Annotated in this window: 15 protein-coding genes; 4 read left to right on the top strand and 11 right to left on the bottom strand. The window is 29.7% G+C overall.

Annotation, left to right across the window (positions count from 1 at the left end; genetic code table 11):
- Positions 1-689: 689 nt before the first annotated feature.
- The 10 genes from EDD60_RS00970 to EDD60_RS00925 all read right to left on the bottom strand — a co-directional run bounded on the left by EDD60_RS00970 (position 690) and on the right by EDD60_RS00925 (position 11119).
- Complete coding sequence (locus tag EDD60_RS00970; protein ID WP_066445607.1) at positions 690-1685, bottom strand: glycosyltransferase family 2 protein; 996 nt, start codon at positions 1683-1685, stop codon at positions 690-692.
- Between the two features lie 67 nt (positions 1686-1752).
- A complete protein-coding gene (locus EDD60_RS00965; protein WP_066445606.1) occupies positions 1753-3177 on the bottom strand; it encodes an O-antigen polymerase in 1425 nt (474 codons plus the stop codon).
- Positions 3167-4213 carry a glycosyltransferase gene (locus tag EDD60_RS00960; protein ID WP_132226114.1) on the bottom strand — a complete coding sequence of 349 codons (1047 nt, stop codon included), beginning with the start codon at positions 4211-4213 and terminating at the stop codon, positions 3167-3169. Before EDD60_RS00960 ends, EDD60_RS00965 begins: the two co-directional genes overlap by 11 nt.
- 15 nt (positions 4214-4228) lie before the next feature.
- On the bottom strand, positions 4229-5170 hold the full coding sequence (locus EDD60_RS00955) for a glycosyltransferase family 2 protein (RefSeq protein ID WP_066445602.1): 942 nt from the start codon (positions 5168-5170) through the stop codon (positions 4229-4231).
- The gene (locus tag EDD60_RS00950) at positions 5163-6005 is read right to left on the bottom strand and encodes a glycosyltransferase (RefSeq protein WP_066445600.1); all 843 of its coding nucleotides are present in this window, start codon (positions 6003-6005) and stop codon (positions 5163-5165) included. Before EDD60_RS00950 ends, EDD60_RS00955 begins: the two co-directional genes overlap by 8 nt.
- A complete protein-coding gene (locus tag EDD60_RS00945) occupies positions 5989-6780 on the bottom strand; it encodes an NAD-dependent epimerase/dehydratase family protein (RefSeq protein WP_082787352.1) in 792 nt (263 codons plus the stop codon). The genes EDD60_RS00950 and EDD60_RS00945 overlap by 17 nt, the downstream gene beginning before the upstream one ends.
- Positions 6781-7533 (bottom strand): sugar transferase, encoded by a 753-nt coding sequence (locus EDD60_RS00940; protein ID WP_243646599.1) that lies wholly within the window; start codon positions 7531-7533, stop codon positions 6781-6783. It lies immediately after the preceding gene.
- Between the two features lie 46 nt (positions 7534-7579).
- A complete protein-coding gene (locus EDD60_RS00935; protein ID WP_165973108.1) occupies positions 7580-8050 on the bottom strand; it encodes a PglD-related sugar-binding protein in 471 nt (156 codons plus the stop codon).
- A 485-nt stretch (positions 8051-8535) separates the two neighbouring features.
- A complete protein-coding gene (gene loaP / locus EDD60_RS00930; RefSeq protein ID WP_066445596.1) occupies positions 8536-9054 on the bottom strand; it encodes an antiterminator LoaP in 519 nt (172 codons plus the stop codon).
- Between the two features lie 139 nt (positions 9055-9193).
- Positions 9194-11119 carry a polysaccharide biosynthesis protein gene (locus tag EDD60_RS00925; RefSeq protein WP_066445594.1) on the bottom strand — a complete coding sequence of 642 codons (1926 nt, stop codon included), beginning with the start codon at positions 11117-11119 and terminating at the stop codon, positions 9194-9196.
- Positions 11120-11370: 251 nt separating this feature from the next.
- Between EDD60_RS00925 and EDD60_RS00920 the strand changes: the two genes are divergently transcribed.
- Genes EDD60_RS00920 through EDD60_RS00905 form a run of 4 tightly spaced genes read left to right on the top strand, consistent with a single transcriptional unit; the run spans position 11371 to position 14576 of the window.
- Positions 11371-12063, top strand: coding sequence for a YveK family protein (locus EDD60_RS00920; protein WP_066445592.1), 693 nt, complete (start codon positions 11371-11373; stop codon positions 12061-12063).
- Positions 12064-12067: 4 nt separating this feature from the next.
- Entirely contained in the window at positions 12068-12850 is a 783-nt protein-coding gene (locus EDD60_RS00915; protein WP_066445589.1) for a tyrosine-protein phosphatase, read from the top strand.
- Between the two features lie 3 nt (positions 12851-12853).
- Complete coding sequence (locus tag EDD60_RS00910) at positions 12854-13570, top strand: CpsD/CapB family tyrosine-protein kinase (RefSeq protein ID WP_066445586.1); 717 nt, start codon at positions 12854-12856, stop codon at positions 13568-13570.
- Positions 13571-13607: 37 nt separating this feature from the next.
- The gene (locus tag EDD60_RS00905; RefSeq protein WP_152333841.1) at positions 13608-14576 is read left to right on the top strand and encodes a hypothetical protein; all 969 of its coding nucleotides are present in this window, start codon (positions 13608-13610) and stop codon (positions 14574-14576) included.
- Positions 14577-15132: 556 nt separating this feature from the next.
- Here the strand turns inward: EDD60_RS00905 and EDD60_RS00900 are convergent.
- A complete protein-coding gene (locus tag EDD60_RS00900; protein WP_066445580.1) occupies positions 15133-15354 on the bottom strand; it encodes a helix-turn-helix domain-containing protein in 222 nt (73 codons plus the stop codon).
- Positions 15355-15378: the final 24 nt, after the last annotated feature.

Here is a 15378-nt window from a genome sequence, read left to right as displayed (position 1 = left end):
TGGGTTTAGGGGCTTTTTTCTTTAAATCGGAATAACTCCTCACCAAGTATGATATAATTGAATTATCGAGAAACAGTCATATTCACATCTAGAAAGGAGTTACCTACTGACTATTGTACCATGTAAACAGCTTTCATTGGTATAAAACGGAAAATATCGACATATCTTCGATTGTGAAAATTCTTGTTCTTCAAGTAAGTCTGGATGAATGGTATATGTTTATCCTTAAAAGAATTTCTGAGACTATCCTGGTGTGTTCCGTAGCACAGATGAATGACTTTCACTATATAAAATCAGCTCCGTTGCAGAACAAGGCATTAACCACATCAAAGAAATTTTAAGCTTGGAAATTCGTAAAACGCAAAATGTCAGAACATTGCATACAAATTTCTACTATCAGGTATTACTCAGTTAATTTTGTTTTACCTACCACTAAAATTCATCACCACAAATTTATTCGAAGTGTTAAATGCCTAATAGCATAGGGATTAGCAACTTCATTGCACATGTGGAGCTCATTAAAGTGTGCCTAAAACTAAATTTGTCTCCCATCTTTAAAATCTGCATTTCAGGATACTTTCTCTGTCTGGAATCAAGATTGCGAACTTGTTACGCAATTACCTAAAACACGATATATTTGCGTTGCACTCTCCCAACTAATATAACCAAGTATTATAGAATTGGATATGTTATTTTCCCTTTGCAAGCATAATTACATTCCCGATAAACAACAAACTCCCAAAACACTTATATTTAAGCAATAGAAAGAATATATTAACCCCAATATTATTAAGCAACTGATTTTCAATAGCACAAGAATGAAGCAATTTTAGGTACTTTAATTTTTCATCTCTTTTATTTTTAGATTTTATTATGTTTATATATGATGCAAAAATATCTTTCCTGTAATCATTTATAAAATCACTTTCGTTAATTTTGAATAATCCATTCGATTTTAATTCTCTTTTTATCATGTCATAAATAACTATGATGTTATCAAGATAACGAATATTAGGTTTAACTACTGTCTGATCATCGTTAGTAACATAATTGTATAGGCTATCTTCAATAATTTTAATCTTTTGTGATTTTCTCATAAATTCCAAATTAAATATCAAATCCTCACCCATATATTGTCCTTTTACAAATTGAAGATTATTCGTTTTAATAATATATGTATTAAATAGTTTATTCCATACTGGATTAAATATACCCATTTCCTTGTAATAAAAATACTTGCTGTATAAGTGGTAATAATCGAAACAACCTGCTTCAATTTTAACTTTTGAAATAGATGTTTTTTCCTTAAAATGATTAACAATATTATATCCACAAATGATTAAATCACAATTAGGCTCAATTATACCTACCATTTTCTCTAAAAAAGTACTGCTATAATAATCGTCACTGTCAATAAACGATATGAAATCTCCGCTTGCTAAACTGATTCCAACATTGCGAGCATTTGAAACACCTTGATTTTCTATAGATTTAATACTAATTTTGGGATTTGTTGAATATCTATCTTTTAAGAGATCAATTGTACCATCAGTAGATCCATCGTCAATAATTATTAACTCGTAATTATCATATGTTTGCGCCAAAACAGATTCTACTGTTCTAACAACATATTTTTCACTGTTATAGACAGGCATTATTACTGATATTTTTAAACTTTTACACACAACACAATCCTCCTAATCAATATTATATCTTGTTAAATAAACGTATAGAATTAAGCGTACATAGAAACTAAATTTTTTCCTCAATATACTTTTTTTTATTTTCCGAATGTACTTTTACAACAAACACTTTTTTAATTATCAAATACAAAATATATGGTAGGATAAGTTCAAATAAACATTTCCTTGGTAAACTCATTATTGAATCTCTAATAAACCATATTAAATTTTGAAACAGTGCTATATATAATGCAGCTTGTACTGAATCGATTTTTTCATCAAACGAGATTTTCCTTGATAATTTTGCACACAAATCACCAAAAGCAAACATGAAAATAAATCCTAACCAACCGAAGTTATAGTAAAATTCTCCAATCATACTTCCACCAATTCCTCGATATTGTGTTATTGACATTTGGTAAATTAAATTAACTTCTTTAAGTTTATTAGATAATCCCCCAATATTCGGGAGCATTGTAAGCGTGGACATAAAAAACTCTTTACCATAACAAAAATCAACATTATTTGGCACTTCATAGTTGATAATTTGCGCGGTGTAAAATGTATTTCCGAATTCTGCAAGAGTTTCAACAACAATATTGTCTTTAACCACATTAGACACAACTGAACTGAAATTCACTTTTTGCGTACTATCTCTTGTATAAACAACACTTTTCATCAAAGACAAACTAAATAATACAACAACAAAAAGCATTATCATTTTTTTAAAGTTAATCTTAGCAATGAATGTATAGTAAATTACTGCTATAAAAATTACAAAGATGAATTCATATCCTCTTTGACCGATAAGCCATATTTTCAAAAAACTATATATAATATTTCCTAACACTATGAACTTAACTTTCTTTTCTTTTGAATATCCGATAATCAAAAAAATTACAGCTACTTTATATAACCTAGCTAAATCGTCGATAATTCCATAGTTAACAGATAAATCAGATAACACATATCCATATTTTATGCTTTGAACAAAATATGCAGAATCATATTTTATTAAAGGAACTATTGAAATTAACAATAAGGCTAAACCAATATATTTAGCAGTAATTAAATTAAAAACTACTTGTGTATTTCTTTTTTTTATATTTTTAGAAAAAAATAACCACCCAAAATGGAAACTATAAATATACAGAAAACACATATTGACTGTACTTTTAACAATGCTCTCTGGAAATGCTGTTAATGAGTTTCTGTATGGTGTTAACACCGAAAAATCATTTCCACACAAATAAAAAGCAATAAACTGACCAAAATTAAAAATAACTAAAAATAGCTCAAAAATTAAAAATAAATTTACTATACTCTTTTCTAATTTATATATACTATACACAAACAGAACTATCGTAATCAAACTGAAGACAGCAACAATATCCAAATATTTTATATAATTAATATTGGAATCATTTACTGAAAACAAAGTCATAAATAGTAATATTGATGCAAATATATTTATAAGTAAAACTTTATTTTTCATATAGTCTCTCCAATACTTTTATCGTAGATATGATATTATAACCATTTTTTTCAAATGCACAAGTAATTGATTCCATCGAAGGTTTTGTAATTATGTATTCACTTATTTCTGAAACCCAATCATCAACATCAAGATCTAAAAATGTAAGTAGAGACAATCCTAAATCACTTTCAGTAGAAACATTAGATGAAACAAATGCATGACATCCACTAGCTTGCGCCTCTATTAACACAAAAGGAACGCCCTCAAATAAAGACGGCAGTATAATAAAATCGTATTTTGAATAAACTTTTGCAACATCAGTTGCCAATCCTTTAAAATTCACTCGGTTTGAAACGTCAATTTTGTCTGAATAACATTTTAATTCGTCTAGAAAATCTCCTTCCCCATAGAAATCAAGTGTGTATTTTTTGTCCAATTTACTAATCAAGTCAAGAGAAAACATTTGATTTTTTTCTTGACTTAATCTTCCAACTTGAGCTATTCTATATGACCTTACTTTATTTTTATCATTTAAAAATTCATTTATATTTAAACCGTTTTTGATAACATGAAATTTTTTATCATTTCCAAAAATATATTTGCCAGCTTCGTCTCCACACGCCAATAATCCAGTAGCATTTTTATTTATTAAATATCTATAAAACGGTAACAATATTCTATTATGAAAAGCGTTCAAATTAGTAGTGTGTGCATGGACATATCTATTATTTACTCCTTTTTTTCGAGCAATAGCTGCAGGGATACCGCCCATCTGTTCAAGATTTATATGAACTGCATCAAACGGCCCATAAACATCAAGAACTTTAGAATAATTTTCACAAAATTTTATAGGGTTAGGTTTTAAATTTCCAATCACATGATATTTAACTCCTAAGCGATTCAAAACATCTAAATTTTTTTTGTTTTTTGGCAGTTGGTTTAATGTAAAATGAATTTCAAATTTTTCTTTATCAATATTTTTAACAATATTCATTAAAAAGTTTTCTAATCCCCCAACATCCATTGTGAAGGTACTAATAAGTACTTTTTTCATTAAATTTCCTCCTCTTTAATAGAATATTAGTAAATATATCAATGCTATTTTTCTTTTTATACCCATTTTTAATTTTATAATACTAAAGAAATTATCTTTCACTTTGTTCTTTAAGAATTTCTTTATTTTTTGCATTTCTATATTTTTGTTATCAAACCCGTTTACTTTCATTTTTGCAAGTAAAGTAAAATACGATCTATTTAGATTTGATTCCGCACAACTCACATATTTTACATTTGATTCTTTGGTTTTATTTAATACTAATTGCCAAATATATAATAAATCTAACTGTTTTATATTGAATTTCTTATTCGTTACGCCCTCTCTATTCTGGAAATAATGATAAAGCGAACAATTAATATAAATTGATTGATTCGTTAAATTTATCAAATCATATAGTGCAAGTACATCCTCATTCATTTTTCCTTCTAGAAATTTTACATTTGTAATTAGCTCTCTTCTGATTAATTTTGCACATATTGAATGTATATTTTTACCACCGTTTACCCTAAAAAAACGATTAAATAACTCGTCTTTGGAAAAAATAATTGGATTATAATTTTTAGAATCAAGTTTGATATTGTGATTGCTTACATAATCAAAATCACATTCAACAAATCCAACATCTTTATTATTTACAATTTGGTTATGAAGCAATTCTATTGTATCAGCTTCAATATAATCATCAGAATCTATAAAAAAAACATATTTACCAGTTGATTCGCGAACACCAATATTTCTAGCATGACTAGCACCTTTGTTTTTAGTAGAAATTATTTGAATTCTTGTATCAACACTAGAATATTTGCTAATTTTATGCAATGTGTTATCTGTTGAACCATCATTAACTATAATAATTTCTAAATTACTATAAGTCTGATTAACAACACTACTTAAGCTATGCTTTATATATAACTCAGCATTATAAACCGGCATTATTATAGATACCTTATCCATCATTACTCACCTTTTTTCTTGCAATTTTTTTAAATATAAAACCTCTAAGGTTATCTGGTAAAACCACTTGTAAAAAGAACCTGAAACCTAAAGTAAAATAATAGTACAATCTTGATATCAACTTGTTTTTCAACATGTATCTTTCTAAAGTGACCCAGCTTTTAAAATATTTATAGCCACCTCTTCTTTTATACATATCTACCCCTGTTCTAGCATATACTAATATTTCATCTAAATTACTAAATTTACAATTATAAACTAGCATCCTAACCCATAAATAATAGTCTTCAAGAAAATGAAGGTCAATATAATTACCAGCCTTAATAACACTCGATTTTCTAAACATCACAGTCATATGGTTAAAAGGATTTCTACCCTTAATAAATTTTATAATTTCCGTGTGATTTAAAGGCACTTCTCTTTTAGCAATAATTTCTTCTTCGTAAAATTCAACTATTTGCCCACCTAACACATCTATATTTTTATGTGTATCCATGAATGCAACTTGAAGTTCAAAGCGGGTTTTTACTGAAATATCATCAGTGTCCATTCTTGCAACCAAGTCATATTTGCATTTTTGCAAGCCATAATTCAAAGCAAAACCTAATCCTTGGTTCTTTTCATATCCAACAATATTAAATAATTCTGGATATATACTTTTATAAAAATCGAGTACTTTTTCAAGTTCATCTGTTAAAGAGCCATCACACACAACAACGATATCCGAAGGCATTAATGTTTGATTGATTACACTATCTATCGCCGCTTTCAAATATATAGGATTCTCCTTTTTATAAACAGACATCAACACGCTAAATTTATTCTGCTCGCTCATATTTTAAATCTCCAAACGCTTTAGTTATTAATCCAATTTTCCCAATTAAAAATTTAATAATGGGATTAAAAAGAGAAGTATATAGCACCTTTACATTTTCCTTGTCCATTTGTTGCTTAACAATTTCCGATGTACATAAATATTCATCATTTTGCGGTAAACATACTCCTTCTATTCCGTTATCAATTATTTTTTTGATTTCATAACTTAACTTTTCTACAGTAATAGAGCTTCTTTGGTTTTTAATTGTTGGAAAAATGTGAAACTTTCTTACCACATTGAACAATTTTGTTAAATTTCCTGGACATCCATCACCATATACCATAGGCGGTCTTACAAGAGTAACAGCAAAATTATCAGATGATAATTCAGATAATAATTTTTCAGCTTTCAATTTGCCTTTTCCATAATTTGTTTTTGGTAAAGTAGGTGTATTTGAATTGATTAAATCTTTGCTACTTTCTAAACCATAAACACTCATAGAACTCATAAACACAAAATGTGACACGCCTTCTTCTTTTGCTTTCTGTGCAATTTTCACTGCTAAATCACAATTGATTTCATAATAAAGGTGTGCATTTTCCTTTGTTTCCTTAACATGAGCAATTCCTGCAACATGAAAAACTGCATCATATGAAGAAAAATTAAAAGTTTTCCATCCTTCTCCTTTTACGTCTAACTCATCTACAGTATATAAATTTCCAAACGACGAAAGATATCTACCAACATTTACACCTATATAAGAATTAGCTCCAGTTATCAGTATCTTCTTCATCTACTTCCCCTCACTATTCTTCTTCATTTCACCAGTTCCACCTTCAACAACGCTCTTGTCGCCACCAAAGACTCCAAGACTTCCTAAGAAACATTTGATATCCATTCCTAAACCGATGCTCTTGACGTACTCACCATCAAGCTTAGCTTTATCTGGGATTTCGAGCTCGTCTCTGCCATTGATTTGCGCCCAACCAGTAAGACCTGGTTTCACGTCATTGGCATTATATTTATCCCTCTCAGCAGTCAATACATCTTGATTCCAAAGACCTGGCCTTGGACCAATTACAGACATATTTCCAACAAAGATATCCCAGATTTGAGGTAACTCATCCACACTGTGACTTCTCATCCATTTACCTACTTTAGTAATGTACTGATCAGGATTGTCAAGCATATGTGTTGGCACATCATGTGGAGTTGACATTTTCATACTTCTAAATTTATGAAGCTTAAAGTATTTCTTATTTTGTCCTAATCTCTTTTGTGTAAATAACACTGGACCTGGATCATCCACTTTAATAGCAATGATGATTGCCAAGTAGACTGGAGAAAGGATTACTAATCCACCAAAAGAGAGTACAATGTCGATTACTCTTTTTATATATTTTTCATAGAACGATGGAGAATAGTCACTTTCACCTACTGCTTCGAGATGACCACACACTCCATCTGCATTCTCTTTTTCATTTTGATTCTCAACGAAGATTACCTTCTTACCCTCCATCGGGTTTCTATCTAAAGCACTTTTCATCTCATCATTCCCTTTTATTTCTTATATCTTTTATATTTCTAGTGGATTACTTCTTATTCCACACAGTGCAGCTTTCAACCTTAGTCCCACTATCAACTTTCGCTCCAGTAGCCACTACTGCGTTACAATCTACTTGACAATAATCTTCTACATTCGCGTTGTGATTAACTATAGAACCTGCACAAATAAAACTTCCATTTCCAATAACCACATTAGCGGACACTACTGCATTTGCCTCTATCACACATCCAGCTCCAATTTCTGCACTCGGACTCACTACTGTTCGTGGGTGGATGAGCGTGACTGGTTTTTTAATCTTCACACTTGGTTCTTTTCTTTTTGCAACATTTTCTATTGCGACTAAAGCACCATCATATTCATCTTCAAGCAACTCCAAATCACTCAACTTTCCAACAGCTTCAGGAAAATTATCATCTAAGAAAGCAAAAGAAAAACCACATAATTCAGCTATTTCTCCCACCAGTTGGCCATATCCACCGGCACCAAGTATTAACAATTTTTTAGCCATCTTTCTTCTCCTCTCTTCTACTTCTAATTAATGTTGACATTGTACCTCAATAAATATATTAATGGAGGCAGCTGATATATTTGTAATAATCGGAACTATGCTGTAAATAATAACAAATGCAAGACACGATATAATATCGATTAAAATATATTTACATACAACAAGTATCCCATGGTAATCCGAAGATTATCAAAAGGCTACCTGTTTCATTTCATGTCTTTTCAGTTTTGGGTTTAGTAAAAACAATCCAGCCCACCACCGAAATAGCAGTATCTTTACTTCCCTTCTTAGAAAAATCGTAATCTATAAAAACAGGAAAGCCCGTAAAACCACTTATTTCCGGTATTCTTGCTGATTGTCCCTATTATACAATCTTCCCCATATTTTATTTTCAAATCTTTTTACCATAAAATTCCCCCTTTTAAGCACAAAAAAAGTTCATAGCCTAAGCCATGAACTATCTCTAATCAATATTAAACTTTACTAATAATCTCAAGTCCAACATGTACTGTTGTCACTTGACCAAACAAAGAAACTTCTACATAGGCCATTCGCCTATGTCTATCAATTTTCACAATATTTCCTTCTTGACCTACCAAAGGACCATTGGTAATAAAAATATTATCACCTTCAATGTATCCACTTGATATTTCAACGATATGTTCATCGCCACCAAACCTTGCCAGAAACATTGCTTCTTCCTTATATATAGGAAAGATATCCTTACCATCATTACCTAAAAGCTTTGTTAAATCAGGTATCTTCTTTAATTCATTAAATAAATCATCAACATGATCACTAATCATAAAAACATAACCTTTAAAAAGAATATCATCAATAATATGCCATTGACCTCTAAATTTCTTTTTCTTCTTACATCTAGGAATAAAACATTCATTTAAAACATGTCTATCAACTAAAATATCACATGCTCTTACTATTTTTTCCTCTTTTCCACACCGTACTTGTACAGCATACCAATTGTCATACATGAATAATCCCTCCATTTGGATATGCTTCGCCCATCGAAATAAAAAACAAGCATACTTCGACTCGGTTTGACTATAACAAATTGTTTGGGCAACGCGACCACGCGACGATTACCCAGATTCAATTATTTTTAAATAACAATTAAGAATAAACAGCTTCAGATTCTGTTTCTTCTTTCTTTTCTTTCATTTTTCTTCTTACACCATGCTTTGTTTCTTCATAATGATAAGTTGGAACAATATGTTTAACTGCTGCTCTCATATCACTATCTTCATCATAAGCAATGGCATACAAATCATTTAATTCATTAAAGAAATTTTCAGTATCAATTTCAATTGGTTTCCCAATATGAATAAGCTTATTAGGTGTTGTTTTCATGCCTTCTTCTTTCATCAGCATTTCTTCATACAACTTTTCACCAGGTCTTAATCCAGTAAATTCAATCTTAATATCAACATCTGGTTCATATCCAGAAAGCTTAATCAGATTTCTAGCCATATCTACAATTTTAACTGGTTCACCCATATCTAACACAAAGATTTCTCCCCCTTTAGCATAAGCACCAGCTTGTAAAACAAGTGATACTGCTTCAGGAATTGTCATAAAAAATCTAATAATATCAGGATGAGTGACTGTGACTGGTCCACCATGTGCAATTTGTTTTTTAAACAATGGAATCACTGAACCATTTGATCCAAGTACATTTCCAAATCTTACTGCAACATATTCTGTTCTAGATAATTTATCATATGTTTGAACAATCATCTCACATAATCTTTTTGAAGCACCCATAATATTAGTTGGATTAACAGCTTTATCAGTTGAAATCAAGATAAATTTCTTTGCATGATATTTATCACAAGCCTTGACAACATTCAGTGTTCCAAAAACATTATTTTTAATCGCTTCATGTGGTGCATCTTCCATCAAAGGAACATGTTTATGAGCCGCTGCATGATAAACAATATCAGGATGATATTCTTCAAACAATGCATCAACTTTATTGGCATCTCTCACTGATGCAATTAATGTTTCAAGTGCCAACTTAGGATATTTTTCTTTAAGTTCTAATTGAATATCATAAGCATTATTTTCATAAACATCAACAATGATTAACTGTCTTGGATTTCTTTCAGCGATTTGCCTACACAACTCACTACCAATAGAACCCCCACCACCAGTAATCATTACAACACGATCAGTTACATAAGACATAATTTCATCAAGATTAACTTTAATTGGATCTCGACCAAGCAAATCTTGAATCTCAACATCTTTTAATTTATTAAGGATAATTTCACCAGAAATAAATTGATACATTCCTGGTAATCTTTTTAATTTACATTTTGTTTCTTTGCAAATATTTAAGATTTCTGAAACTCGCTTATCTTCTATTGATGGTAAAGCAACAAAAATTTCATCAATTTTATATTTTTGAACGTTTTCAACAATGGAATAACTATTCCCTACAACTGGTATTCCATGAATCGTTCTTCCTAATTTATTTGGATCATCATCAATAAAACAAACGATATCCTTATTTAAACTCTTAGAAACCAATGTCTCTCTTAAAATTTTTTCACCTGCTGATCCAGCACCAATAACCATAACTCTTGTATTATGTTCATCAGTTCTCCCAAACAAATGATGTCGACTTGCATAAAGTCTTAAGAAACGATATCCAAAACGTGTTCCACCAACAATCATTGTCACAACCATAAAATAAATAAAGTATGTACTTTCAGGTGGTGAAAAACCAAACGCTTCACAAATAATCACATTAACAACTGTACTCATAGCTGTTGCTATAACAATATTCATCAATTCGCTTACAGAAGCAAATTGCCATAAACTTGTATACAGTTTTAAAACAGCAAACAAGCCAAGACTTATAACCAGTAAAATCATTGCTAATGGTAATGATCCCTGAATAAACCTTGACTCGATAGGTCCATTAAAATAGAGGGCTAGTGCACCATAGAAAGCAACAATCACACTGATAGAATCTACCAATAATAGTATTAAACGCCGAATCAGTAATTGCTTTCTATCTTTTACATTATTCATATTTAGACCCCCCCCACGATTTTTTTCATTTATAATTTCATCCCTTCCAAATGATTAATTTCAGCTTTTTTCTTAGGAATATTACCAAAATCAAGGATTATTCTTGATTTTTTCCCTTTCTTGAAGCATAATACACTAAGAAATATCTTTATAACACAGCTATCATAACTTGTTTTGTCGAAAATTTCAAGAAAATATGATACATTTATGATATTTCTAAAAGAATTTCATAAAACCATAAGGAGGATTATATGATTGATAATGAAATTGTAAAAAATGATGAAGAAATTGAAATTAATTTAGGTGAATTATTTCAATTACTCAAATCAAAATATAAAATGATTATTATCTCGACTTTAGTTTGTGCTATTATCGCTGGCATTGTTACGATTTTCTTTATTAGTAAGAAATATGAATCAACTGCTCGTATCTACCCTAAACCTGAAGTTACTGAAGGAATTGTTGATTATACTCAAATCAATGCCAATAACTTAATGGTTAATAACTATGTAGAAATGTTAAAAGGTAATAACATTCAAAGTCAAGTGGCTGATAAATTAGATTTAACTGTTGCTCAAATCAAAGGTAACGTTTCGATTGTCAATGAAACAAATACACAGATTATTGCTATTACTGCAAAGACAAACGATCCTGAACTAAGTAAAAAGATTGTTGATCAAATGGTTTCTACTTTCAAAAAAGAAGCAAAAGAAACATTAAATATCAACAACATTACAACTGTTGACCAAGCAGAAGTTGCCACTTCACCAGTTTCACCAAGTCTTAAAATGAATTTGGTTATTGGTGCATTATTAGGAGCATTTGCAAGTATTGGATATTTATTTATTAAATTTATGCTAGATACACGTATTCACAATAAGGAAGATGCAGAAAAATATCTTGGTGTTCCTTGCTTAGGTTCAATTCCATATTTCGAGGATTAAGCATATGCAATTTATTGATATACATGGTCATTATGCATGGGATGTTGATGATGGTATTCCTTCCAAAGAAGATGCTATAAAAGCATTAGAGATAGCTAAGGAAAACAACATAACAACAATTGTGGCAACACCACATGTTATTCCTGGATCACATACGCTAGATGAGATTCATGAATTAAAAGAACGTATTCAAGAATTAAAACAACTTGCTCAAAAACAAAATATTAAGGTCTTTGAAGGTTGTGAATTGTTTTTAAATCATGATTGTATAGATTCTATCCAAGAGGGTTTATTTATTCCCATTGAAAATACGCATTATTTATTAGTCGAATTTGATGTGAGAAAAGAATTAGGAAGTTCTCATGAAGTTGAGGATTTCTTATATGAAATAGAAGTCAAAGGATTGACTCCAATTATTGCTCATGTTGAAAGATATTTTAAAGATGGTATTGATATTGATCGTATTCAAGAATTTATCGATAGTGGTTATGTCATTCAAGTGAATGCTTCAAGTTTATTAGGTATTCATGGAAAAACGGTTAAAAAGAATGCCTATGATCTCATTGATGAAGGACTAGCCCATGTGATTGCTAGTGATACTCATCGTTGTGAAGGACATCGTATTCCTCGTCTACAAGAAACTTTTGATCTTTTATCAAAAAAATATGATTATCAAGTATTAAAAACATTAATGTATGATAATCCTGAACATATTCTTCATGATGAGAATGTTGAAGATATTGAAGTCAAAACTTCATTCTTCAAAAAATTATTGAAAAGGAGATAACAAATGGCTCAAAAGAAACACAAAACAAGAAAAACATTAAATATTCTTGATAAAACAAAAAAACATAATCAATTTGATTATACTGAAATTTTTAGACATATTCGTACAAACATTGAATTCTCTACAGTTGATAAAGAAATTAAATCAATTTCAATTACATCAACTCAACCTGGTGAAGCAAAAACAACAACGTCTATGAACTTAGCTTATATTTTTGCTACAAAATATCAAAGAGTATTGCTCGTTGACTGTGATTTAAGAAAAACAATGTTACATCGATATATGAAAATGTCAAATAAGCAAGGATTGACTGATGCCTTGATTGAATTTGGAAAAACTCATCGTTTTAATCCTGAATACATCCAAAAAATGAGTGATCCTAGCTTTATTGGAACACTTTCTGTTTTAACTGGGGGAGTTCATGTTCCTAATCCTTCTGAATTACTTGGTTCAGATGTCTTTAAGGAATATATGAATGTATTAAAACAAAATTATGATTTTATTATTGTTGACTGTGCTCCAGTTGGAACAATTTCCGATGCAATTCCAGTAGGTAATGCTGTAGATGGAACTATTTTTGTTGTATCCGCTCAAGATACAAAACGTAAAGATGCTGCTAATTGTATTAGCTTACTTCAAAGAAACAATGTTAATGTTTTAGGTAGTGTCTTAACAAAATCTGATACTGGTTCAGGAAGTTATTCATACTATTACTATTAAGATGAAAAAAATATCTTTTCCTTTAGTTGTTATCCTTTTGATTTGTATTATCATTACACTTATTGGATACAACACTCTCACAATCAGAAAAGAGAGTCAAAAATATCAAGAATTACAACAAAAATATCAAAATCAGCCATTAGATGAAACAACTCATTCTAATGCTAATACACCTACAATTTACTGTATAGGAGATAGTTTAACAATTGGTGCAAAATCTTCTTCTTATCCAACCGCACTTTCTTCAGCTACCAATTTCTCGGTTAATAAATTTGGCGGAGCCCAAGATCAAACTCAAGATATTGCGATTAGAATGGGAAAAATAAAGATTTACACCAATAACATAACAATTCCTGAAACTGTAACACCAGTTAATCTTAAAATTTATGATAAAGATAACAATGTTTTAAATGTTCTTAAAGGTAAAGGTAGTAATTTTACAACGGTTGAAATTGCTGGTATATCTGGGAAATTAAAATACAATGCAACTAAAAAAACACATACCTTTACTCGTGATCAAAATGGAGTCGAAAAAGTCATTACAAAATTGACACAAATAAAATCAGAGATTCCAACTTTTGAAAAAAACAATGTTGCAATTATCTTTACTGGGACATATGATCCACAAACTCAAAATGGTATTTTTAAAACAATAACTTATCAAAGAGCTATTATTAATCAACTCAAAACAAAGAATTATATTGTTGTTTCTCTTACTTCTAAAAGAAGATTACCAATCGTTGATGATATGAATAAAGTCTTAAAAGAGGAACATAAAGAGCATTTCTTGGATTTTAGAGATTACTTACTCAATGATGGTATTAAAGATGCCAAAATAACATTAACTGCTCAAGATAAAAAAGATTTACAAAAAGGTTATATCCCTTCTAGCTTTTTACAAGCTGATATGCTAAATGGAAATGCTAAATTTAATCAGCTACTTGCAGAGCAAATCACTAAGAAAATGATTGATTTAAAATATATTAATAAAAATGATATAAAATAAAATCCTATCTTTATAAAACAGTTTAATTCAAATTGAACTGTTTTTCTTTATATCCAGCTCAAAAGATAATGTCCTTATTGCGTCATTATCTTTTTTCTTCCATATAAACGATTTTAAAGTCATTTATATAAGTAGGATGATTGACACCCGTTTATCACAAAATTATCTTAAAAAAGAAAAAAAGACCCATCAGGCCTTTATTACAACATTTACTTCATTTCATCCATCATCATATCAATCATTGGTAAAGATATTATCTTTAGATCAATATCATATCTTTCACATATATCTACAATTGCTAAAAAACTTAGGGATTTCTTATAAAACTCCTTTGAAGGATACCCTCATTTAAAATATATGCCACTATAAAATTTTAAAACAACACTTATTTCATCATCTGTTGGCTTCAATAAATCACCACTCCATAAATCATCCGATGGTTTAAAATCCCTTAATTGATCTGATAATTCATACAATCTTTTCCATACTTCTAAATTCCTTTATAAATCTCCTTTAATCTAGATTATATTAAAAAATTATACTCTATGTATACAATTTAATTGTGAATTGTTTCTTTTTCTTCAACAACCTCAACAATATCTTCAACTTTACAATTTAATTTTTCACATAAATCAGCTAATGTAGATAGTCTTATATCCATATTATGTCTTAATTTATGAATCAAACTATTTCTAACTCCCATCTTATTAATCAAAATATATTGATTAAGTCCTTTTTCTTCAATTGTTCTCCAAAATGGATCATAACTAATCTTCATAAAAATACCTCCTTTATATTACTA

The organism is Longibaculum muris, from assembly GCF_004343035.1.
GTDB classification, from domain to species: Bacteria; Bacillota_I; Bacilli_A; order Erysipelotrichales; family Coprobacillaceae; genus Longibaculum; species Longibaculum muris.
Note: the sequence above shows the minus strand (reverse complement) of the source record. Positions and strands in the feature narration are given on the sequence as shown.

Excerpts from the sequence above, each read along its gene's own strand:
- EDD60_RS00955 (WP_066445602.1), bottom strand. The coding sequence starts at position 5,170 with ATGGATAAGGTATCTATAATAATGCCGGTTTATAATGCTGAGTTATAT.
- EDD60_RS00965 (WP_066445606.1), bottom strand. The coding sequence starts at position 3,177 with ATGAAAAATAAAGTTTTACTTATAAATATATTTGCATCAATATTACTA.
- EDD60_RS00920 (WP_066445592.1), top strand. The coding sequence starts at position 11,371 with ATGATTGATAATGAAATTGTAAAAAATGATGAAGAAATTGAAATTAAT.
- EDD60_RS00945 (WP_082787352.1), bottom strand. The coding sequence starts at position 6,780 with ATGAAGAAGATACTGATAACTGGAGCTAATTCTTATATAGGTGTAAAT.
- EDD60_RS00910 (WP_066445586.1), top strand. The coding sequence starts at position 12,854 with ATGGCTCAAAAGAAACACAAAACAAGAAAAACATTAAATATTCTTGAT.
- EDD60_RS00950 (WP_066445600.1), bottom strand. The coding sequence starts at position 6,005 with ATGAGCGAGCAGAATAAATTTAGCGTGTTGATGTCTGTTTATAAAAAG.
- EDD60_RS00940 (WP_243646599.1), bottom strand. The coding sequence starts at position 7,533 with ATGAAAAGTGCTTTAGATAGAAACCCGATGGAGGGTAAGAAGGTAATC.
- EDD60_RS00900 (WP_066445580.1), bottom strand. The coding sequence starts at position 15,354 with ATGAAGATTAGTTATGATCCATTTTGGAGAACAATTGAAGAAAAAGGA.
- EDD60_RS00915 (WP_066445589.1), top strand. The coding sequence starts at position 12,068 with ATGCAATTTATTGATATACATGGTCATTATGCATGGGATGTTGATGAT.
- loaP (WP_066445596.1), bottom strand. The coding sequence starts at position 9,054 with ATGTATGACAATTGGTATGCTGTACAAGTACGGTGTGGAAAAGAGGAA.
- EDD60_RS00960 (WP_132226114.1), bottom strand. The coding sequence starts at position 4,213 with ATGAAAAAAGTACTTATTAGTACCTTCACAATGGATGTTGGGGGATTA.
- EDD60_RS00925 (WP_066445594.1), bottom strand. The coding sequence starts at position 11,119 with ATGAATAATGTAAAAGATAGAAAGCAATTACTGATTCGGCGTTTAATA.